We start from the raw sequence: 21,289 nt of genomic DNA, 5'->3' as shown, positions 1-21,289 counted from the left end.
TCATGAAAGCATGTAGGGGGACGATTACTATGACACAAAACATAAATCAATTAGCAGTGAATACAATTCGTACATTATCAATTGATGCTATTAATGCGGCAAATTCAGGTCATCCAGGTCTTCCGATGGGAGCAGCACCGATGGCTTATGCATTATGGGCGAATCATTTAAATCACAATCCTAATCACCCAGAATGGTTTAACCGTGATCGATTCGTTTTATCAGCGGGACACGGATCGAGCCTACTGTATAGCTTACTTCATTTAGCTGGATATGACGTTTCAATTGATGACTTGAAAAACTTCAGAAAGTTAAATAGTAAAACACCAGGACATCCTGAGTTTGGTCATACTCCTGGAGTTGAAGCGACGACAGGCCCGTTAGGACAAGGGATTGCTAATGCTGTCGGAATGGCAATGGCAGAAGCGCATTTAGCAGCGAAGTTCAATAAGGATGGTCACTCTATTATAGATCACAATACGTACGCTTTAGTCGGAGATGGTGACTTAATGGAGGGTGTCGCTTATGAAGCGATGTCAATGGCAGGACATATGAAACTTGGCAAGTTAATTGTACTGTATGATTCAAATGAAATTTCACTTGATGGTGAATTAGGCATTGCTTTCTCTGAAGATATGCAGAAAAGGGCAGAATCTGTACATTGGCAATATGTAAGAGTTGAAGATGGAAACGATGTCGATGCTATTACAAAAGCTATTCAATTAGCGAAAGAAAATACGGATCAACCTACTCTTATAGAAATTAGAACCATTATAGGTTATGGAAGTCCAAAAGTTGCTGGAACGAACAAAGCACATGGTAACCCGCTTGGAGTAGAAGAAGCGACAGCGACAAAACAAGTGTATGGTTGGCACTATGAGGAAGACTTCTTTGTGCCTGAAGAAGTAACAGCTCATTTTAATGAACTGAAACAAAAAGGTATTGAAAAAGAAAATGACTGGAATGAGCAGTTCAACTCATACAGAGAGTCGAACCCTGCACTAGCAGATGAATTAGAAAAAGCGATTACAGGTGATGTTTTAATTGAAGCGAAAGACATTCTATCTTTTGATACTGAAAAAACGATTTCCACTCGTGTTGCAAGTGGGGAAGCTATTAATCATTATGTGAAATCGATTCCTTCTATTTTCGGTGGAAGTGCGGATCTTTCTCATTCTACGATGACAGATATAAAAGGTGAAGCAGTATATGCAGTAGAATCATATGCTGGACGAAATATATACTTCGGTGTACGTGAACATGCAATGGGCGCGGCAGCGAATGGACTGGCTCTCCACGGAGGAGTAAAACCTTTCGTAAGTACATTCTTTGTATTTAACGATTACCTTCGTCCATCGATTCGACTGGCTGCACTGCAAAATTTACCTGTTACTTACGTATTTACACATGATTCGATTGCTGTAGGAGAAGATGGTCCAACGCATGAACCAATTGAACAATTGGCAGCGCTTCGAGCAATTCCTGGTTTAACAGTTATCCGTCCGTCAGATGCAAATGAAACAGCAAGTGCTTGGGCGTATGCTTTACAGCAAACGGATGGTCCAGTCGTTTTAGTACTGAGCCGTCAAAATTTACCGGTGTTTAATGAAACGAAAGCGAACATAGAGAATCTCTCTAAAGGAGCTTACGTATTAACACAAACAAATGAAAATCCGGATGTAATTTTAATTGCGACAGGTTCTGAAGTATCCTTAGCTGCTAGTGCGAAAGCAAAATTAGAAGAAGAACAAGTTTCTGTTCGCATCGTTGCAATGCCGAGCTGGGAGTTATTCGATCGCCAATCGAACGAATATAAAGAATCCGTTCTTCCGTCTTCTATAACGAAACGAGTATCTCTTGAGATGGGTGTATCTCTCGGGTGGGAACGTTATGTAGGACAAGAAGGAAAAATATTATCGATTGAAACATTTGGAGCTTCAGGAACTGGGGCTGAAGTCATGAATCTATTTGGATTTACGACAGAAAATGTTGTTCAAATTACTAAAAATGTATTGAATTCTTAAGCTATGACTGTGAATACCTTTCCGTACATATCAGTGCTGCAAGGTATTCCAGATTGTAGTGATATGAATTTTTAATAAAAGATGATTTGAGGAGGAATTATATTATGCAAGTAGGATTAATTGGTTTAGGTAAAATGGGATTAAACTTAGGGAAAAATTTAATGGATCATAAACATGAAGTAGCAGCATTTGATTTAAATGCAAGTGCAGTGGAAGAAATGAAAGAGTACGGGGCAACAGGTGCATCTAGTTTAAATGAACTTGTTCAGTCATTACAATCACCAAGAATTCTTTGGGTTATGGTACCACACGCTGTTGTAGATTCTGTTATCGATGAAGTTACACCACTTTTATCAAAAGGAGATATTTTAATTGAAGCGGGTAATTCACATTATAAAGAGTCTATTCGCCGATATGAGCAACTAAAGAAAGATGGCATTCACTTTATGGATGCAGGAACTTCTGGCGGAATGGAAGGCGCTCGTAATGGTGCTTGTTATATGATCGGAGGAGATCAAGAAGCTTGGGACATCGTTGAACCTATCTTCCGCGATACTGCTGTAGAAAATGGATACTTATATGCTGGAAAAGCTGGTAGTGGTCACTTCTTAAAAATGGTTCATAACGGAATTGAATACGGTATGATGGCTGCTATTGGTGAAGGATTTGAGATTCTAGAGAAAAGTGAATTTGACTACGATTATGAAAAAGTATCAAGAGTATGGAACAACGGTTCAGTAATCCGTTCATGGTTAATGGAATTAACAGAAAATGCATTTTCTAAAGATGCAAAACTAGATGAAATTAAGGGTGTTATGCATTCTTCTGGTGAAGGGAAATGGACAGTAGAAACAGCATTAGATCTTCAAACAGCAACTCCTGTTATCGCAATGTCTCTATTAATGCGCTACCGCTCATTAGACAATGATACATTTACAGGAAAAGTTGTAGCAGCTCTGCGCAATGAATTTGGCGGACATGCAGTAGAAAAGAAATAAATATCTTAAAAATTTAACTCATTGACGTTTAAAAAATGGAGGGAATAAATCATGAAGTTTTTTATTGATACTGCAAATCTTGAGGACATAAAAAAAGCATATAAACTTGGAGTTTTAGCTGGTGTTACAACGAATCCTTCTTTAGTAGCAAAAGAGGGCGTTAAGTTTGAAGACCGTATCGCAGAAATTTGTCAGGCAGTACCTAAAGTTGAGTCTGTTTCGGCAGAAGTAACGCCAGATGCTGTTACAGCTGAAGAGATGATTGCTCAAGCAGAGGAACTGATTAAGATTAACGGCGGCGATGAAAAAGTTACAATTAAACTTCCGATGACGTTAGCAGGATTAGAAGCTTGTCGCTACCTTACTGAAAAAGGTGTGAAAACGAACGTTACACTTATTTTCACAGTGAACCAAGCACTTTTAGCTGCTCGAGCAGGTGCAACGTACGTCTCTCCATTTTTAGGACGTTTAGATGATATTTCTGAAGATGGTGTATTATTAGTTGCTAAAATTGCTGAATTATTCGATGTTCATCAATTAGATACACAAATTATTGCGGCGTCTGTTAGACACCCAGATCATGTAACTCGTGTAGCGATGGCAGGGGCTCACATTGCAACAATTCCTTATAAAGTAATTGAACAACTTGCTATGCATCCATTAACAGATCAAGGTATTGAAAAGTTCGCTGCAGATTGGGCGAAAGCACCTAAATTATAATATATAAAAGTGGGGGAGGCTTTTCGAAAATTGCTTTTTATGAGAGGACAGATTCCTAGGTAACTTCATCGTTTAATTAGGATCCCGAGTTTGGCGTCTTACTACGTGAAAATAGCAAGAGAAGAAAGTGTCATTCACTTTTGAAGAAGGAAAATATACTTACGCGTAGCGTTTATCACAATAACATTATAATTATGAAAGAGAAATCCCCTTATCAGAGAGAGTAGGTAACATGTATCTCTGATAAGGGAGATTCTTTTTGTATAAATTATTATTTTGTGAAGATGATTTGTATATCGATATATAAATTCTTACTCATGAAAGAACTATATAGGTTCTCTTAATTGTATAGCAATTTTGAAAGGGTTTACATAGAGGGGTGGAATTGCGTATGAATATGTACCTTTTAATGATTACATTATTATCAATTGTAATTGTTATTTTAGGGGTGTCGTGGTGGAGATGGCATGCGTTTATTAGTTTAACGGTTGCAAGTTTGTTTTTAGCAATTATGTCTGGAATGCCAATGGATAAAATAGTGAGTGCTTATGAAACGGGAGTTGGGAGTGTTCTCGGGCATTTAGTAGGTATTTTAGTTTTAGGTACAATTTTAGGGAAAATGATGGCAGAGTCAGGTGCTGGAATGCAAGTGGCAGAGTTCTTTATTAAATCCTTTGGGATAAAAAACTTACCATGGGCGATGTTAATTGCAGGTTTTATTATTGGAATTCCAGTGTTTTTTGAAGTAGGTATTTTAATATTACTGCCATTAGTAATTTCAATTCATAAAACTACGAAACAAAATATTTTATTGATAGCATTACCAGCAATTGCTGGGCTATCTGTCGTACACGGCCTTGTTCCTCCGCATCCAGGGGCAATTGTTGCAATCGGTATTTATAAAGCGAATCTTGGGAAGGTACTAATGTATTCACTCATTATTACATTTTTTGCAGCGATTATTGCAGGTCCTATATTCGCTAAGTGGATTCACAAACGTGTAATTCCTGAAAATGAGCCAGAATTGATTCGTGTAAATACAAAATCAGCGAAATTACCAGGAATAGGAGTTTCATTTTTAGTTATATTGTTACCTGTTATGTTAATGGTTTTAGCTGCAGCAGCTCCTTATGTGCCTATGTCTAATACTTTGATGAAGATTGTCACATTGATCGGTAGTCCTATCATTGCACTATTGATTGCATGTTTTGCGGCGTTCTATTTTCTTGGATTTCGTCAAGGTATCGATAAAAAAGCTATTAAGAAGATAACAGAAGATAGCTTATTACCAATCGGTTCAATTGTTGCGATTATTGGTGCTGGCGGGGGATTTAAGCAAATTCTTATCGATAGTGGTGTAGGCAATGCTATTGCTCAAATGTCTGAGCATTTAGCTCTATCCCCAATTGTATTAGCATTTATAGTAGCAGGATTAATTCGAATTGCAACAGGGTCAGCGACAGTCGCTTTAACAACAGCAGCGGGTATCGTTTCGCCAATCGTTGAAAATACAACAGGTGTGAACTTAGAGTTACTCGTTATTGCAACAGGTGCAGGAGCATTAATGTTTTCACACGTAAACGATGCTGGTTTTTGGATGGTAAAAGAATACCTAGGTTTAACAGTGAAAGAAACATTTAAAACATGGACAGTATTAGAAACATTACTTTCATTTATCGCTTTTGGAGGAGTTTTACTACTCGATATGTTTGTTTAAGATAAAGATGTTTCTATTTAGATAATTGTGGCATACAAAGTTATCAATAGATAAAAGGAATGTATTTTTATGGTGGGATACTGTAACAATTTTTTGTTAGGAGGAAGAAATGGTGAGCTCAAAATATATGATTGGTGTAGACATTGGGACAACTAGTACAAAATCAGTTCTATTTTCTACTGATGGATCTGTTATTGCTAGTCATGGAATTGAATATCCTTTATATTCTCCTACGCCTGAAACAGCGGAACAAGACCCAGAAGAAATTTTTCGTGCAGTAATACATACGATTAAAGAAACTGTACGAATAAGTAGTGTACAGCCGAATGATATTCTTTGTGTCTCTTTTAGTGCGGCAATGCATAGTATCATTGCCGTAGATGAAAAGGGAGAGCCGTTAACGAGATGTATCACTTGGGCAGATAATAGAAGTGCAAGCTGGGCGGAGAAAATAAAGAATGATATGAATGGTCATGAAATTTACCTTCGTACTGGGACACCAATTCATCCGATGTCACCACTTTCGAAATTAGTTTGGCTACAGAATGAGCAGGCAGAGTTATTCGCAAAAAGTTATAAATTCATTTCTATTAAAGAATATGTTTTTTACAAGTTATATAAAGAGTATGTAATTGATTATTCTATAGCGTCAGCAACAGGTATGTTTAATTTGAAATCTTTAAAATGGGATGAAGAGGCTTTACATGTTGCGGGAATTACAGATGAAAAGCTTTCTAAACTTGTTCCAACAACGCACAGTTTAACAGGATTAGATGAAGAGCTTGCCAAAGAGATGAATGTACTTGTTTCTACGCCTTTTGTAGTAGGAGCGAGTGATGGAGTACTATCTAATTTAGGTGTAAATGCAATAGATCCTGGCGTTGTGGCTGTTACAATTGGTACAAGCGGTGCGATACGTGCTGTAACAAATCGTCCTGTAACAGATCCAAAAGGTAGAATTTTTTGTTATGCGTTAACTGAAGACCATTGGGTAATCGGTGGACCAGTTAATAATGGCGGTATGATTTTCAGATGGGCTCGTGACCAATTGGGTACTTCAGAGATTGAGCTTGCAAAGCGTTTAGGGAAAGATCCATATGAAGTACTTACTGAAATAGCAGCAAAAGTGAATCCTGGATCTGACGGTTTATTGTTTCACCCGTATTTAGCAGGGGAAAGAGCTCCTTTATGGAATGCAAATGCACGAGGATCTTTCTTTGGACTCGGATTGCATCATAAGAAAGAACATCTTATCCGTGCTGTTTTAGAAGGAGTAATTTATAATTTATATACGGTTCTTCTCGCTTTAAAAGAGTTAATTGGCGAACCGAAAAAAATTCAAGCGACAGGCGGCTTTGCAAGGTCGGAACTTTGGAGACAGATGATGGCGGACATCTTCCATCAAGACGTATATGTTCCGGAAAGTTTCGAAAGCTCTTGTTTAGGAGCTGCAATCCTCGGTTTATATAGTTTAGGTGAAATAGATACATTATCTGTAGTTTCTGAAATGGTAGGTGCAGATTTCCATCATGAGCCAAACATGGAAAGTGTGGAAAAATATAAAGATTTAACGCCAATCTATATCCGTCTGTCCCGTCAATTGGAAGAAGAATATGAAAGTATAGCAGCGTATCAAAAAAAGTGGGTTTAAAAGCTATTTACCAAGAAAATATGGTAACGTATAAAGAGGTACTCCGATTTTTTAGGATACTCTTTCAACATAAAATATTTTAAGAAGCATGATGAACGAAAAATATAGGGAGAGAGGGTTATGAAAATGAAGGATAACAAAGAGTTTATTGGATATGTTGGAACTTACACGAAAGAAAATAGCGAAGGAATTTATAAATTTACGCTAGATGTAGAAGCAAAAAAAATTAGTAATGTAACGCTTGCCGCTAAGCTGGATAACCCTACATATGTAACGATTAACCGAAATAATGAATATCTCTATTCCGTTGTTAAGGAAGGCGAATCTGGCGGTGTAGCTGCGTATTCCATTGATAGTCATACTGGAGAACTAAAAGCGAAAAATAGACAAGTAGTAGAAGGTGCTTCTCCTTGTCATATTAGTGTTGATAGTGGAAATCATACAGTAGTTACAGCGAATTACCATAAAGGAACGATTGAGTCTTTTGAAATAAATGAAGAAAATGGAACTGTAAATCCTGCTTCATCTATTATGGCACATGAAGGTTCAGGTCCGAATAAAGAAAGACAAGAAAAACCACATGCACATTACGCGGGGTACACTCCTGATGAAAAATATGTAGTGGGCGTTGATTTAGGGATAGATAAAATAATTACGTATGAAGTAAAAGATAGTACATTAACAGAAGTGAATCGTTTATCTGTAAATCCAGGAAGTGGTCCAAGACATATTACTTTTTATCCGAATGGAAAGTATGCGTATGTGATGACGGAGCTTAGTTCAGAGGTTATTGTGTTAACATATAATCCTACAGAAGGATCCTTTACAGAATTACAGTATATTTCTACTGTTCCAGAAGAGTTTGATGAAAATAATCAAGGAAGTGCGATTCATATTTCTTCTGACGGCTGTTTTGTATATGCAGGTAATCGTGGTCATAATAGTATCGCTGTTTATAGCGTAGATCAAAATTCAGGTCAGCTTACATTCGTTGAACATACATCTACAGAAGGAAATTGGCCAAGAGACTTTGTATTAGATCCTACTGAAAAGTTCCTTGTTGCTACAAATGAAAAGTCACATAATCTTGTGTTATTTTCAAGAGATGAATCTACAGGTAAGTTAACACTTTTACAATCTGATGTTGTTGTGCCAGAGCCTGTTTGTGTGAAGTTTGTAAATGTTTAAGTTGTATTCGATATAATTTCATAAACTCAGAAAATAATAAAAAGCAAAGCGATATCGCTTTGCTTTTTATTGTTTCTTTTTCGGCCTACGTACTAATTCGCCGCCGCAGTTTGGACAAACGTTATGTCTTTCTTCTGTACATGGTGCGCAAAATGTACATTCATATACGCAAATGTATGCTTCAGAATCTTGTTCGAGCGATTGATCGCAAATTTGACAGTTTGTTTTCATTTCTAGTGCCATAATAAGTCTCCTTTTTAGTTAGAAAATTTATAATTTAATTATAATTCATTAAATAGAAATAGTCCTTTTCAATTGAAAGGAAATCGAATGATAAAGTTATGAATTGAAACGAAAGATGCTGGTTTATTTTAAAATTGATTATTTATTACAGTTGGAATATTATGAAATAGTCAAAAGACAACAGGGGGTATAGATTTTGACTAATCATAACGATCATTTAAAAGCAAACTGCGAAAAATGCTTCGGTCTATGTTGCGTTGCATTACCGTTTGCAGCATCGGTAGATTTTGCAGTGAATAAAGATGGTGGTAAACCATGTTCCAACTTACAATCAGATTTTAAATGTAGTATACATAAAAATCTTAGAGGAAAAGGTTATAAAGGTTGTACAGTATTTGAATGTTTCGGTGCTGGGCAGAAGATTTCTCAGGGTACGTTTAAAGGGATTGATTGGAGGAAAGATGCAAAGCATGCAAGAAAAATGTACGATGCTTTTCCGGTTATGCATCAACTTCATGAAATGCTTTGGTATTTGAATGAAGCGATTCTTTTAAAGGCAACACAGCCAATTCATAAAGAGCTAGAGACCGCAATTGAGGAGACAGAGCGACTTTCGAATTTAAATCCAGATGAGTTAATGAAAATAAATGTTCCAATGCATAGGGCAGAGGTGAACATTCTTCTTTTAGAAACGAGCGAATTAGTATGGAAGGAAATGAATACTGCGCGTAAGAAACGAATTATTCACCGCGGAGCAGACCTTATGGGAGCGAATCTGAAAAAGAAAAATTTACAAGGTGCAAATTTAAGAGGAGCTTACTTAATTGCGGCTAACTTAAATGGTGCAGATTTAAGAGGAGCAGATCTCATCGGAGCAGATTTGCGAGATGCAGATATTCGCGGGGCTGATTTTACTAATAGTATTTTTCTGACGCAAGTTCAAGTTAATGCTGCTAGAGGGGACAAACATACGAAATTACCGAAATTATTGTCTCGTCCATCGCATTGGAGTGCGTAAAGAGTGAGGAGTATTTAGTGTGGATATATTTCAGTATTTAGAAGAGATGCAAGAGGATGTCTTTTCGTTAGCAGTAGAGCAAATAGAAGCGAAGTATTATGATATTTGTTGCATGTTGGCGTCTACAGAATATGCAGAACGAATTAAAGTAATTGATGTAGAGTCATATAAGGTAAGTATTCGAGTAGGTTTGGATGCAGCTGTAGAAATGGCTACTAATGAAGAAGCAAAAGCGATTTATTTTGAGTATGACCTTGATAACGAGTGGACTAGTCAGTTTTATATTTGTGAGGAGTATGCTCCACTTGAAGAAGAGGATGATGATTGGGCTTCTGAATGGACATATGATGTTGAGGGACCGGAGTCTGTAGAATTAGCGGATATGTATAATGAAAATGGCTTTGACACAAGTGAAAAAGCAATCGGTATCACTTTATATTTAATTGCTAAAACGCTGTGTAGTTTTATAAGTGTACGTAGTGAAGTGCAAAATAATATACCGATTTGTATTGGTTTTCACGACCAAGATCCAATAATGCGAACAGGCAGAGACTAAGAATCTCTGCCTGCTTTTTATTTCTTTTCAAAAGTAGTAATTAAAACGCTACATATAATAAGAATACCACCAATAAAAAAGTTACTATTTAATGTTTCATTTAATAAGAGCCAACCAAGTAACGATCCAACGATAGGTTGGAAGAAGAAAAATAAGGAACCTATGCTTGCATCCAGTAATTCTAATCCTTTATTCCAAAGGAAAAAGGCACCTGCTGTTGAGACGATTCCTAAATAAAGTATGCCTAATAGTACGTACATATTCATATGTTCAATAGGGTTTGATTGAAATTCCCATATCATAAAAGGTGTAATAAAAAAGAGTGAAAAGAAGATGGCGTACGTTGTAATCACTAAAGATGAAAATTTGGCTGAAGCAATTTTTACATAAATAGATAGTAAAGCCCACGTAATAGCGGCTCCAACTAATATGATTGTACCGATAAAATAGGAGCCAACTTCAATATCCCATCCGATTACGATTATGACACCGATTGTCGCTATTATAGTAGATAAAAGTCTACGAGCGGTTAGTTTTTCTTTCAAAATGAGCGCTGCAAATATAACCATACATGCAGGTGTAGCTGATGTGACTAAAGAGCCTGTATGGGCGTCGGATAATTTTGTTCCGATAAATTGGCATGTGATCGAAATGAAATAGCCGATAAATCCAATCCAAGCGAAGAGGAGCCAATCTTTTTTGCGGATGGTTACTTTTTTCTTTTGCTTTTTCTCAGCTAGTTTTAAAATGCCATACAAAACAACAAAAGCGATAATAAAGCGTAGCCAAACGAGTGTTAGTGGTGGGATAAAATCGAGTACGTATTTGCTAACAACATACATACCGCCCCATATACTTGCTGCTAGTGATAAATATATAGCTCCTAAAATTGTTTGTTTCATGTAAAGTACCTCCGTCTATTTTTAGGGTAATATGAGTTCCCTAAGACGAGGCATGGTGCACGTGTTATAAGCCCGTCTTAGTTTATAGACGGCCTACAGGTTGATCGTTTTCGAATGAAGTGTTGTAGTACATAGGTGCATTCCTCCTTCATATTTTATAATGATATTATAACTTAATTTTCAGTTTATTGGGATGTTTCTTTAGGAAATAGTGGCTGTCTAAGAAAGCGTAGTACATGGTAGAAAAACATATTTTTAAAATAAAAGAAACCAATGACATAGCAGATAAGTATATTAAGAGTAGGATGAAAAAGTAGATTAATAGAGAAAGAGGAGGAGATTGTTATAACTACAACTGTTATTTCTCATTTTTATAACGAAGAGTATTTATTGCCGTGGTGGCTTATACATCATACGAAACTGTTTGATCATGGCATTTTAATTAATAAAGGTTCTACGGATCGTTCGGTTGAGATTTGTAAAAAATTCGCACCGCATTGGGAGGTGCGAGATTCTGTAAATCCAGAGTTTGATGCATATGCGACAGATCATGAAGTGATGAGGATAGAACAAGAAGTACAAGGATGGAAAATGATTTTAAATACGACTGAGTTTCTTTGCGTGCAAGATAAAAATCAGTTTTGGAAATCGCTAAATGAATTGGGGGGGAGGATGTATTGGCTGGAAGGGCTTATTATGGTTGATGATCCTAACTACAACTATCCGGACCTTAACTTTGGAATACCTTTAATGAAACAGCGATTTCATGGTTATTTACCAGAAGATTGGCCGTTATGGAGAAGAGGTAGATTTATTCATAATCATGAGCATGGAAGTTATACGGTTGGAAGACATTTATCTGCGCATGAATCGATGATTTATCCACCTCTTGCCTGTATACTATGGTTTGGGTTTAGTCCGTGGAACGATGCGATGAGAAAGAGAAAGTTACAAATTGGTCCGACTCTTTCTGAAGCTAGTAAGCATGGGGGAATGGGGACGCAACATATTGTTACGTCGGAAAGATTAGAAGAATGGTATAAGGAATTAGCGAGAGGAACGAAGGATTTACGTTTTAATGATGCATATCGTTATGTTTTTGTATAAATGATTTCCACCATAAAATTGTTTCTTCAATTCCTGTATTTAGATCGTATGTTGGTTTCCAGTTTACTTCAGTTTTTAAACGTTCTACACTAACCCCGACAAATAAAGGTTCATCTTTAGAGAAAGGAATCGCGTCTAGTTTAATTAAATGTTCTTTTCCTATTTTTTTAGCGATGATAGAAGTTAGTTCTTTAATTTGTACAGATTGACCTGAAGCGATATTGATGGTGCCTGTAACGCCATGTTCTAATACTGTTACGAGAGCGTCAGCGACGTCACTCACATGGAGGAAATCTCTCGATTGTTTTCCATGTGTACATAGTGCCTCCTCGTTTTTTAATAAGGAAGTGATAATGTTAGAAACGAGCCGATTACCTTGTTCGTGAGGTCCATACATATGAAAAATGCGGCCCCAACACATGCTGAGGCCTGTTTGTTGTGCATACGTTTCTAGCCAGGAGTGCAGTGCATTTTTACATAAAGAATACGGGGTTTTATAGGAAAGGAGCGGTGAATCTTCAAATAATACGCCGTTAAACCATTCGTACTCTGCGCCAGTACCTGCAACGACAACACGCTTTCCACCGCATGTTGTGAAGTGTTGAATCAATGAAATACTAGACTTTAGCCAATAGTAATTATTAATAGATACATAGCATGCTGGTGGCACTGCTTCCCAAGCAAGGTGAATGAGATGGCTAGGCTGAACATCCGAAATGAATTGTTTTACTTCGTCATCGCGAAGCAAGTTTACTTTATGCCAATGGCAAGGGAGGTGAGAGGGTTTATTTTTATTATACGTGGCGTGCACTTCATATCCCTTTTGTATAAGTGAATGTACAACATATTTACCTATCCAGCCACTACCACCTGTTACAACAACTTTCTTCATGGCTCGATCACCTCAACTTCTGGAACCGTCACTAAAAATTTACCGCCCCATTCACGAATGAAAGAGCATTCTTTCATAATTTCGTCTTTCAAATTCCAAGGAAGTATGAAAATGTAATCCGGTTTTGTACGTTTAATTTCTGCTGGAGATTTTACTGGAATACGAGTTCCTGGTAAAAGGAGATTTTGTTTGTGAGGATTTTTATCTACTGTATAAGCTAGAAATTCTTTACCTATCCCGCAATAATTCAAAAGGGTGTTTCCTTTAGCTGGAGCACCGTAACCGATAATTTGTTTGTTTAAAGCTTTCGCTTCAATAAAAAACTTTAAAATATTTAATTTCAATTGTTCCACTTGTTTAGAGAAAAGGAGATAGCAATCTAATGTATCTAACCCGTGGTCAACTTCTTTTTGAATTAATTTTGTAACATTGGAATGGATAGTTGATTGGGCACTTAGATGGTTTACAAAAATCCGTAAGGAACCACCATGCGTTGAAAGTTCTTCCACATCAACAATTTGTAAATGATGATGAGTTAAAACTTTTTGAAGGCTTATAAGTGAGAAGTAGGAGAAGTGTTCATGATAAATAGTATCGAACTGCTTAAAAGATATGAGGTTTAATAGGTGCGGGAATTCAATTGTTATCGTGCCATCTTGTTTTAATAACGTTTTTAAACCTGCTACAAAATCATGTAAGTTCGGAACGTGTGCTAATACGTTATTAGCGATGATTAAATCTGCTTGTGGTAATTTTTTTGCTAAGTCATTACTGAAAAAATTCACATGAGTAGGAATTCCTTTATCGATAGCGATTTCTGCTACGTTTTTCGCGGGTTCAATTCCCAATGCCTCGATATTTTCTTTTTGAAAGTATTGTAATAAGTACCCATCGTTACTTGCAATTTCAATCACTTTTGAATGTTTCGTTAAGTTGAAACGCTTAATCGCTATTTCTACATATTTTTTAGCATGTAGCAGCCAGCTTGAGGAGTAAGAGCTGAAGTATAAGTAGTCATGAAAAATATTGTGCGGAGATTCAAATTCATCTAGCTGCACGAGTAAACAAGAGTGACAAACAAATGTGTGCAGCGGATAAAATGGTTCCATTTTATATAAGTTTTCTGGAGTTACAAATGAATTAGCGAGAGGGGAAACACCTAAATCTAAAAAAGTATTTGTGAGTAATGAGTGACAAAAACGGCATTTTTTCTGTTCCATTTTATAGCCCCCTTATAAATTTTTGAATGCATCGATTTGTTGTCGCGTGAAAGATTCTATATTTTCACCGGATGCATATTTTTTGTACCAATCAACAGTCCAAGCAATAGAATCATCTGTTGATAACTTAGGGGTCCAGCCGAGTTTGTTTACTGCTTTTGTACTGTTGAGTGTTAAAATTGGTGATTCATAAGGAGTTTTCGTAGAGGGAGAATGGATGGTGAGTCGTTTATTCCATAATTTCGTTACGGATTGAATGACATCATTTACGGTTTTGTTAGGTTCATTAATCGGTCCGAAATTCCATGCTTCTGCATATTTAGCATCGTTCCAAAGTTTCTCAGCTAAAAGGATATAGCCATGTAGAGGATCTAAAACATGTTGCCACGGACGGACGGCATATTTGTTTCGAATACACAAAGTATGATTGTGCAAATATGCCCGAATGATATCAGGGAATAATCGATCTTCTGCCCAATCACCACCACCAATAACGTTACCTGCTCTTACAGAAGCAAGCGAAGTAGTATTCGTGTGAAAAAAAGATTTGTGATAAGATGTTGCGACTAATTCAGCGCAAGCTTTACTAGCGCTATAAGGATCGAAACCTCCTAGCCGGTCTTTTTCCACGAACGCTCGGTCGCCACTACCATCATTCTCATAACATTTATCGCTTGTCACATTAATAATGGCACGTACGCTTTCGACGGACTTTGCTGCTTCTAGCACGTGGACAGTACCTAAAACATTCGTTTTGAATGTATCGATAGGATTTTTGTATGAAGCGGTTACGATTGGCTGAGCTGCTAAATGAAATATTATGTCGGGATTATGTTGTTTTAGGGCGTGGAATAAAGAGTCGTAATCAGTAATATCGCCATGAATTGTCATACACTCTTTCGCTACGTTACATTGTTCAAAAAGATTAGGAATGGATGGGGGATGCGAAGAAAAGCCCACTATTTCTGCCCCTAAAGAACTTAAGAAAAGGGTGAGCCAGGAGCCTTTAAATCCAGTATGTCCCGTAATAAATACTTTTTTCTTATTCCAAAAAGATGATGAAGCCATATTACCAAACCTTCCATGGAGCGTTATTACTTTCCCATAGCTCGACTAATTTATTTTTATCACGCAATGTATCCATTGGATGCCAAAAACCAGAATGTTGATATGCGGCCAATTCGTTTTTGTTTACTAACTGAACTAAAGTGTCTGTTTCAAAAACAGACTTATCTCCACTAATGTAATTGAAAACTTCAGGATTTAAAACGAAAAATCCACCGTTAACCCATCCGCCATCACCTAATGGCTTTTCTTGAAAAGATGTTACAGACTGTTTATCTAATATGAGAGAACCAAATCTACCAGGAGGTTGTACGGCAGTAACAGTAGCCATTTTTCCATGTTTTTTATGGAATGTAATAAGTTCTTTTATATTTACATTACTTAATCCATCACCATAAGTGAGACAGAAAGGTTCGTCTCCGACATAATTTTGAATCTTTTTCACTCGGCCACCCGTTTCGGTATTTACACCAGTATCGATTAGTGTAACTTTCCACGGTTCTACACGATGAGAATGGCTAGTAATTGTATTATCATTTAACTGTATTGTGAAATCAGACATGTGTAAGTTGTAATTTAGAAAGAACTCTTTAATTGCATATCCTTTATAGCCTAAGCAAATAATAAACTCAGTAATCCCATAGTGACTATACAAACTCATAATGTGCCATAGAATGGGTTTTGTTCCAATTTCAATCATAGGTTTCGGTTTTAAATGTGTTTCTTCCCCAATTCTTGTACCGTACCCACCAGCAAGAATAACAGCTTTCATTTTTTCCTCCTAAAATAAAAATTTATTATTTATACAGTATTCATGTTTTATGCAAATGAGATTGTTTTTGATTAAGCGAATGAAATTGTTTGAGGCGATGACAATGTAGAAAATATTACGGTTTGAATTTTGGGAATAATTCTTGGTATTCAGGGTTATTACGGAGGTCTTGTGTTAGGTTACTAAGCTCTAAAAAACGTATTTCTAGTACTTCAGGAGATTGACCGTAATGTGTTTGAAGCCCCATTTGAACACCCCTTTTTGAAAGGGTAGGTGTAATTTGTAATTTTCTTGCCTTTGACTGTTCATTCCAAGGGCTAAAATAAAATTTTAAAATAAATGAAGGATAGTCATAAATTATATATCCGTGCCGCGAATGATGTCTACCAGGTAAATATGCACCATCTAGATGATTGTGAATAAATCTCCAAGCACATCCGAGTTGTGGGTTGTAAGGGAAGACACCGTGGTATCGCTGTTCGACTAAGGGGATAGAATATCTAGGCTTTGAATAATTATAATTGTGATTATCTATCATTAAAATCATTCTAATCGCATACATGTTTTGGCCTAGTGTATGAAGAGATGAAAAAAAATCTTCAGTATTATTACAACAAAAGAATTCAGTAGTATTTAAAACGATTTTCCAACCTGAAACTTCTCTTTCAATTTCCATCACTTCAATATCAGTATTAGTTGGATCAAACTCAAGAAATCTGGAATTTCGTACTTCCCAGTGGGGTGCTAATAGTTTACAAATCTCTACGGAACGATCTGTAGACCCTCTATTAATTAAAATGCCGTGATCGAATATTTTCGTGTGATGCATAAGCCACCATGGAAGTAGGTATTCTTCATTATAAAAATGAGAAATGATTGTCTTTTTCATGTTAATTCCCTCCTATACAAGCAATCATTATTAGTAGGATATGCTTTTAAATAAGAAAGGTTAAAAGGTACAGACAATGTAGTGATTAGGTAATAGTTTAGTAATTTTATTGTATGAGTGACTCGTATTGGATAATAGTAGGGTGGAGCTTGGAATTTGGTATAAATCGTCAATAATAAACCGTCACGTTTGACTGTACAGTTTATGTATTGTATGATGTAAGTAATATAAACAAGGGGGGAAGATCGTTGGGAAGGTGTATCGAATCGGACAGTTGGCTCTCATGGCTCACGTGTCGAAACGAACGATTGATTATTATACGAATCTAGGTATCTTAAAAGCGGAGCGATCTCAATCTAATTATCGCTATTACGACGAAACAGCATTTGAGACATTACAATTTATTGAGAAGTGCAAAGAAATGCATATGCCGCTTTGTGAGATTAAAGAGAAAATCGAGGAGAAGAAGAAGCTGCTCGGTATCAATGAACACGTTTCGAAACAAGTGAATGAAGTGACAGACCATATTCATCGATTAGAAGTGGAGCTTACTGAGTTAAAACCGCTTTTAGATGAATTGACTGATTCACAACGTGAAAAAATATCGAAATCTTTATCAGGTCAAACGACAGCTTTAATACAGACACTTGCTCTATTATTATAGAATAAGTGAAATCCGACCTCTTTAATTTTTGTATCGGGCTATGTTTTCTAACAAACAAATAAGAAAACATTATAGTATACAGGAGGTGGACACCTTAGTTTTTTAACTAAGGGGATTCATTGGAAATATTTAATTTAGTCATGGTTGCGATTTTAATCGCATTTACTGGATTTTTCGTAGCAGCAGAGTTTGCGATTGTAAAAGTACGTTCAAGTCGTATTGATCAGCTTGTTGCGGAAGGAAAACGCGGTGCTTTAGCAGCGAAAAAGGTAACAACAAATTTAGATGAATATTTATCTGCTTGTCAATTAGGTATTACAGTTACAGCTATGGGATTAGGTTGGTTAGGTGAACCGACAATTGAAAAGTTATTACACCCGTTATTTGAGAAATGGAACTTAAATCCTTCTATTTCATCAGTATTAACATTTGGTCTTGCTTTTATGTTAATGACGTATTTACACGTTGTAGTTGGGGAATTGGCTCCGAAAACGATGGCAATTCAAAAGGCTGAAAAAGTAACATTATTATTTGCAGCTCCACTAATGATGTTCTATAAAGTGATGTACCCGTTTATTTGGGTATTGAACGGTTCAGCTCGTGTGATAACTGGTTTATTCGGTTTAAAACCGGCTTCTGAACATGAAGTAGCTCATACAGAAGAAGAATTACGTCTTATCCTTTCAGATAGCTATGAAAGTGGCGAAATTAATCAAGCTGAATACAAGTATGTAAATAATATTTTTGAATTTGATAATCGTATTGCAAAAGAGATTATGGTACCGCGAACAGAAATCGTTGGTTTCTACCTGGAAGATTCAGTAGAAGAACACATGAAAGTAATCCAAAATGAGCGATACACACGTTATCCGATTTTTGGAGAAGATAAAGATGATATTATCGGTATGGTCAACGTAAAAGATTTCTTTATTCGATATATGACCGAGGATCAAAAAGATTTATCATCTATTCGCTCGTATATGCGTCCGATTATTGAAGTGATGGAAACGACTCCAATTCACGATTTATTACTTCAAATGCAGAAGAAGCGAATTCCGATGGCTGTTTTATATGATGAGTACGGAGGAACAGCTGGAATTGTAACGCTTGAAGATATCTTGGAGGAAATCGTCGGCGAAATTCGTGACGAATATGATGAAGATGAAGCACCACCAATTCAACATGTGAACGAGCAACATATTATTGTTGATGGAAAAGTGCTTATCTCAGAAGTGAAAGATTTATTTGGATTACACATCGAAGAAGATGATGTGGATACAATCGGTGGATGGATTATGATGCAAAATCATGAAATCGAAGAAGGACAACACGTTGAGGCGGAAGGTTATGAATTTAAAGTGTTAGAAAAAGACGCTTACCAAATTAAACGTGTTGAAATTCGTAAGATGGAACAAGAACAAGAAGAAGAGAAAGCAGCAACTGTGTAAGTTGCTGCTTTTCTTCTAAAGTACAAAAAATGAGAACTTAGGAGCGGATATTTTGATTCAAGAAGCCTTACGTGTATATCGATTACAATTGTATGTGATCTTTAGTGGTTTACTACTTATGTGGACGATTACTCCGTTTGGAAAACAAGTGACAGGGTTCGGTATTGGATTAGCAGTAAGCGCCTATTGTCTTTGGTTATTAGCTCGCAGAGTGGAGAAACTCGGAAAAAGTATCGTAATGAAGAAAAAGGCTCCTGGATTAGGAGTTTTAAACCGATTTGCAGCTGCTATTTTAGGAGCTATCATCATGTATGAAATTGAGCATGAAATGGAAATGTGGGCATTCGGTACAGGTATTTTAGGTGGTCACTTTTTAATGATTGCAAATTTAGCTTATGCAAATATGCAGTTAGTGAAAGAAGAAGAGAAGCAAAGAGAACATGCTTCAAAAAACATAGAGCTATGATGAAAGGGACCTAATCAGGTTCCTTTTTTAGTTTAGCGATATGATACAAGTAATCAAATTAACGACAAATATAATACGCTTCTTTTTTGCGTTTTTCAATAGTATGAAAAATAATAAAAAAAAAATTAAAAACCCATCGATTTCTAAAGGTTATGTATGTTATTATGACAAAAGACTTTTTGAAAGAGGTGGATACCAATGTTACAAGCGCTACTTATTTTTGTGCTTCAAATTATTTACGTTCCAATTTTAACAATCCGTACGATTTTGCTTGTAAAGAATCAAACAAGATCCGCTGCTGGTGTTGGATTGTTAGAAGGAGCTATTTACATTGTCAGTTTAGGTATTGTGTTTCAAGATTTATCAAATTGGATGAACATCGTTGCCTATGTCATTGGCTTTAGTGCGGGACTGTTATTAGGCGGTTATATAGAGAATAAATTAGCAATTGGTTATATTACGTATCAAGTTAGTTTACTAGACCGTTGTAATGAATTAGTAGATGAGTTACGTCACTCTGGATTTGGCGTTACAGTATTTGAAGGCGAAGGTATTAATTCTATACGTTATCGCTTAGATATCGTCGCAAAGCGTTCTAGAGAGAAAGAGCTTTTAGAAATCATTAATGAAATTGCACCGAAAGCGTTTATGTCTTCGTATGAAATTCGCTCGTTTAAGGGTGGATATTTAACGAAGGCGATGAAGAAAAGAGCGTTAATGAAGAAGAAAGATGAACATGCATCGTAAAAAAGAGGAGTAGTGCTGCATTAAAAGTGCAGTATAAGTCCAAATGTAAAAGGGAGGAATCTATTTTGATGTAGATTCCTCTCTTTTTTATTGTTAATTGAAAAACTAAATCGTATAATTATTTTTTCTACTCATCCTCAAATTAATGATTAGCCATATAACTTGAAAAAATACCGGTATGATAAACGCGATTAATATAACGATAAGTGATATGGATTTAATTTCAGGTGTTTGAATAACACCAGCACCATCAACCTCTCGTAACCAAATAATAGCGGCCCATATTCCAAAAACGATAATCCAAAATAGGTTACCAATCCACCAAGAAATCCATCGTTTTTTCATGTTAGCACCCCTTACATTTATCTACTGTTAAAAGTATATTTTCGTTCGTTACATTTATAATGAAACAACTTTAAAATTAGTTTTTAACTGTATATCTAACTTGTTTGAAGGTTACTATTTCTCCATCATCATTATCATCTTTCGTTTGCAAAAGTTGAACTTTTGGTTTGTAGTCTGTCCGATGAGCGTGTTCGATATCTTTAATGTTAAGCTTGTAGGATTCACCATTCTTTAGCTTTTGTTCTAACACTTTTTTATTAGCAACATAAATAAAAGTTACTTTATTTTCATCAATGCCTTTAGTTTTAATTTCTAATTCATTATCTTTTGCTGTGATCGTTGGTGTTAATAATTCCATACTGCCTTTCCCGCTTTCTAAAGAATTCTCTGCTATAGTTGAACATCCTGATAATATGATTCCAGTGAATAGAAGAACAAGTAATTTCTTTTTCATAACATCCCCTCCATTCTATGTGATTTTTGATTTTGGTATTGCTAGATTACTAGTGTGGAGCGTAAATGTTTAGTTAGTACCCCCTTAATTGTACCATAATATGTAAATTAAAACAGGGTGTATATCCAATTTAAGGGAGATTGAAGAATTTACTGATTGTTGTAAATTCTTGTGTTTTAGCTTCTATTTCAATCGAAATGTAG

The 21,289-nt window shown here is 36.2% G+C and carries 22 protein-coding genes; 13 read left to right on the top strand and 9 right to left on the bottom strand.

The features are described 5' to 3' along the window. Nucleotides 1–29: 29 nt before the first annotated feature. From tkt to ACTFO4_RS14140, 6 genes are all read left to right on the top strand, one after another. Entirely contained in the window at nucleotides 30–2,024 is a 1,995-nt protein-coding gene (gene tkt / locus ACTFO4_RS14165) for a transketolase (protein WP_078421347.1), read from the top strand. Nucleotides 2,025–2,128: 104 nt separating this feature from the next. Beyond that, complete coding sequence (gene gnd / locus ACTFO4_RS14160; protein WP_001994033.1) at nucleotides 2,129–3,022, top strand: phosphogluconate dehydrogenase (NAD(+)-dependent, decarboxylating); 894 nt, start codon at nucleotides 2,129–2,131, stop codon at nucleotides 3,020–3,022. A gap of 51 nt (nucleotides 3,023–3,073) precedes the next feature. Beyond that, the gene (gene fsa / locus ACTFO4_RS14155; RefSeq protein ID WP_063675558.1) at nucleotides 3,074–3,742 is read left to right on the top strand and encodes a fructose-6-phosphate aldolase; all 669 of its coding nucleotides are present in this window, start codon (nucleotides 3,074–3,076) and stop codon (nucleotides 3,740–3,742) included. 391 nt (nucleotides 3,743–4,133) lie between these two features. After that, complete coding sequence (gene gntP / locus ACTFO4_RS14150; RefSeq protein ID WP_440014362.1) at nucleotides 4,134–5,459, top strand: gluconate permease GntP; 1,326 nt, start codon at nucleotides 4,134–4,136, stop codon at nucleotides 5,457–5,459. Between the two features lie 109 nt (nucleotides 5,460–5,568). Continuing rightward, nucleotides 5,569–7,110: a gluconokinase gene (gene gntK / locus ACTFO4_RS14145; protein ID WP_440014361.1), complete on the top strand. Its 1,542-nt coding sequence runs from the start codon at nucleotides 5,569–5,571 to the stop codon at nucleotides 7,108–7,110. Between the two features lie 120 nt (nucleotides 7,111–7,230). After that, nucleotides 7,231–8,298, top strand: a complete 1,068-nt coding sequence (locus ACTFO4_RS14140) for a lactonase family protein (protein ID WP_103622637.1) — start codon at nucleotides 7,231–7,233, stop codon at nucleotides 8,296–8,298. Nucleotides 8,299–8,364: 66 nt separating this feature from the next. Here ACTFO4_RS14140 and ACTFO4_RS14135 read toward each other — a convergent pair whose 3' ends face one another. Further along, nucleotides 8,365–8,541, bottom strand: coding sequence for a DUF1272 domain-containing protein (locus ACTFO4_RS14135; RefSeq protein WP_001162789.1), 177 nt, complete (start codon nucleotides 8,539–8,541; stop codon nucleotides 8,365–8,367). 196 nt (nucleotides 8,542–8,737) lie between these two features. Between ACTFO4_RS14135 and ACTFO4_RS14130 the strand changes: the two genes are divergently transcribed. Beyond that, nucleotides 8,738–9,559 (top strand): pentapeptide repeat-containing protein, encoded by an 822-nt coding sequence (locus ACTFO4_RS14130; RefSeq protein ID WP_000181430.1) that lies wholly within the window; start codon nucleotides 8,738–8,740, stop codon nucleotides 9,557–9,559. Nucleotides 9,560–9,578: 19 nt separating this feature from the next. Then, nucleotides 9,579–10,115 carry a hypothetical protein gene (locus ACTFO4_RS14125; protein ID WP_000350943.1) on the top strand — a complete coding sequence of 179 codons (537 nt, stop codon included), beginning with the start codon at nucleotides 9,579–9,581 and terminating at the stop codon, nucleotides 10,113–10,115. 17 nt (nucleotides 10,116–10,132) lie between these two features. On the opposite strand, the gene ACTFO4_RS14120 is transcribed toward ACTFO4_RS14125, so the two are convergent. After that, the gene (locus tag ACTFO4_RS14120) at nucleotides 10,133–11,017 is read right to left on the bottom strand and encodes a DMT family transporter (RefSeq protein WP_410988152.1); all 885 of its coding nucleotides are present in this window, start codon (nucleotides 11,015–11,017) and stop codon (nucleotides 10,133–10,135) included. Between the two features lie 321 nt (nucleotides 11,018–11,338). Here ACTFO4_RS14120 and ACTFO4_RS14115 point away from each other — a divergent pair, with 321 nt between their 5' ends. Next, nucleotides 11,339–12,124 carry a glycosyltransferase family 2 protein gene (locus tag ACTFO4_RS14115; RefSeq protein WP_078421344.1) on the top strand — a complete coding sequence of 262 codons (786 nt, stop codon included), beginning with the start codon at nucleotides 11,339–11,341 and terminating at the stop codon, nucleotides 12,122–12,124. Here ACTFO4_RS14115 and ACTFO4_RS14110 read toward each other — a convergent pair. The 5 genes from ACTFO4_RS14110 to ACTFO4_RS14090 all read right to left on the bottom strand — a co-directional run bounded on the left by ACTFO4_RS14110 (nucleotide 12,093) and on the right by ACTFO4_RS14090 (nucleotide 16,962). Continuing rightward, complete coding sequence (locus ACTFO4_RS14110; RefSeq protein WP_017673876.1) at nucleotides 12,093–13,016, bottom strand: NAD-dependent epimerase/dehydratase family protein; 924 nt, start codon at nucleotides 13,014–13,016, stop codon at nucleotides 12,093–12,095. The two genes, ACTFO4_RS14115 and ACTFO4_RS14110, sit on opposite strands and share 32 nt — an antisense overlap. Beyond that, entirely contained in the window at nucleotides 13,013–14,236 is a 1,224-nt protein-coding gene (locus ACTFO4_RS14105; RefSeq protein WP_061457497.1) for a class I SAM-dependent methyltransferase, read from the bottom strand. Before ACTFO4_RS14105 ends, ACTFO4_RS14110 begins: the two co-directional genes overlap by 4 nt. 12 nt (nucleotides 14,237–14,248) lie before the next feature. Next, nucleotides 14,249–15,304: a CDP-glucose 4,6-dehydratase gene (gene rfbG / locus ACTFO4_RS14100; protein ID WP_078421343.1), complete on the bottom strand. Its 1,056-nt coding sequence runs from the start codon at nucleotides 15,302–15,304 to the stop codon at nucleotides 14,249–14,251. Nucleotide 15,305: 1 nt separating this feature from the next. Continuing rightward, nucleotides 15,306–16,073 carry a glucose-1-phosphate cytidylyltransferase gene (gene rfbF, locus ACTFO4_RS14095; RefSeq protein WP_000648807.1) on the bottom strand — a complete coding sequence of 256 codons (768 nt, stop codon included), beginning with the start codon at nucleotides 16,071–16,073 and terminating at the stop codon, nucleotides 15,306–15,308. A 115-nt stretch (nucleotides 16,074–16,188) separates the two neighbouring features. Beyond that, nucleotides 16,189–16,962, bottom strand: coding sequence for a glycosyltransferase family 2 protein (locus ACTFO4_RS14090; RefSeq protein WP_000750969.1), 774 nt, complete (start codon nucleotides 16,960–16,962; stop codon nucleotides 16,189–16,191). A 256-nt stretch (nucleotides 16,963–17,218) separates the two neighbouring features. Here ACTFO4_RS14090 and ACTFO4_RS14085 point away from each other — a divergent pair, with 256 nt between their 5' ends. The 4 genes from ACTFO4_RS14085 (at nucleotide 17,219) to ACTFO4_RS14070 (ending at nucleotide 20,287) form a co-directional block, all read left to right on the top strand. Beyond that, on the top strand, nucleotides 17,219–17,626 hold the full coding sequence (locus tag ACTFO4_RS14085) for a MerR family transcriptional regulator (RefSeq protein ID WP_000285639.1): 408 nt from the start codon (nucleotides 17,219–17,221) through the stop codon (nucleotides 17,624–17,626). Between the two features lie 119 nt (nucleotides 17,627–17,745). Beyond that, the gene (locus ACTFO4_RS14080; protein ID WP_000402275.1) at nucleotides 17,746–19,074 is read left to right on the top strand and encodes a hemolysin family protein; all 1,329 of its coding nucleotides are present in this window, start codon (nucleotides 17,746–17,748) and stop codon (nucleotides 19,072–19,074) included. 52 nt (nucleotides 19,075–19,126) lie between these two features. Then, entirely contained in the window at nucleotides 19,127–19,540 is a 414-nt protein-coding gene (locus ACTFO4_RS14075; protein ID WP_000613883.1) for an ATP synthase subunit I, read from the top strand. A gap of 198 nt (nucleotides 19,541–19,738) precedes the next feature. Beyond that, nucleotides 19,739–20,287 carry a DUF2179 domain-containing protein gene (locus tag ACTFO4_RS14070; RefSeq protein ID WP_000938438.1) on the top strand — a complete coding sequence of 183 codons (549 nt, stop codon included), beginning with the start codon at nucleotides 19,739–19,741 and terminating at the stop codon, nucleotides 20,285–20,287. A 105-nt stretch (nucleotides 20,288–20,392) separates the two neighbouring features. Here ACTFO4_RS14070 and ACTFO4_RS14065 read toward each other — a convergent pair whose 3' ends face one another. Both ACTFO4_RS14065 and ACTFO4_RS14060 read right to left on the bottom strand, forming a co-directional pair. After that, complete coding sequence (locus ACTFO4_RS14065; protein ID WP_000747695.1) at nucleotides 20,393–20,632, bottom strand: DUF3923 family protein; 240 nt, start codon at nucleotides 20,630–20,632, stop codon at nucleotides 20,393–20,395. Nucleotides 20,633–20,708: 76 nt separating this feature from the next. Further along, a complete protein-coding gene (locus ACTFO4_RS14060; RefSeq protein ID WP_000728047.1) occupies nucleotides 20,709–21,086 on the bottom strand; it encodes a hypothetical protein in 378 nt (125 codons plus the stop codon). Nucleotides 21,087–21,289 lie beyond the last annotated feature (203 nt).

Origin of the sequence: Bacillus cereus group sp. MYBKT14-1 (assembly GCF_051915185.1) — a bacterium.
Classification (GTDB): domain Bacteria; phylum Bacillota; class Bacilli; order Bacillales; family Bacillaceae_G; genus Bacillus_A; species Bacillus_A cereus.
Note: the sequence above shows the minus strand (reverse complement) of the source record. Positions and strands in the feature narration are given on the sequence as shown.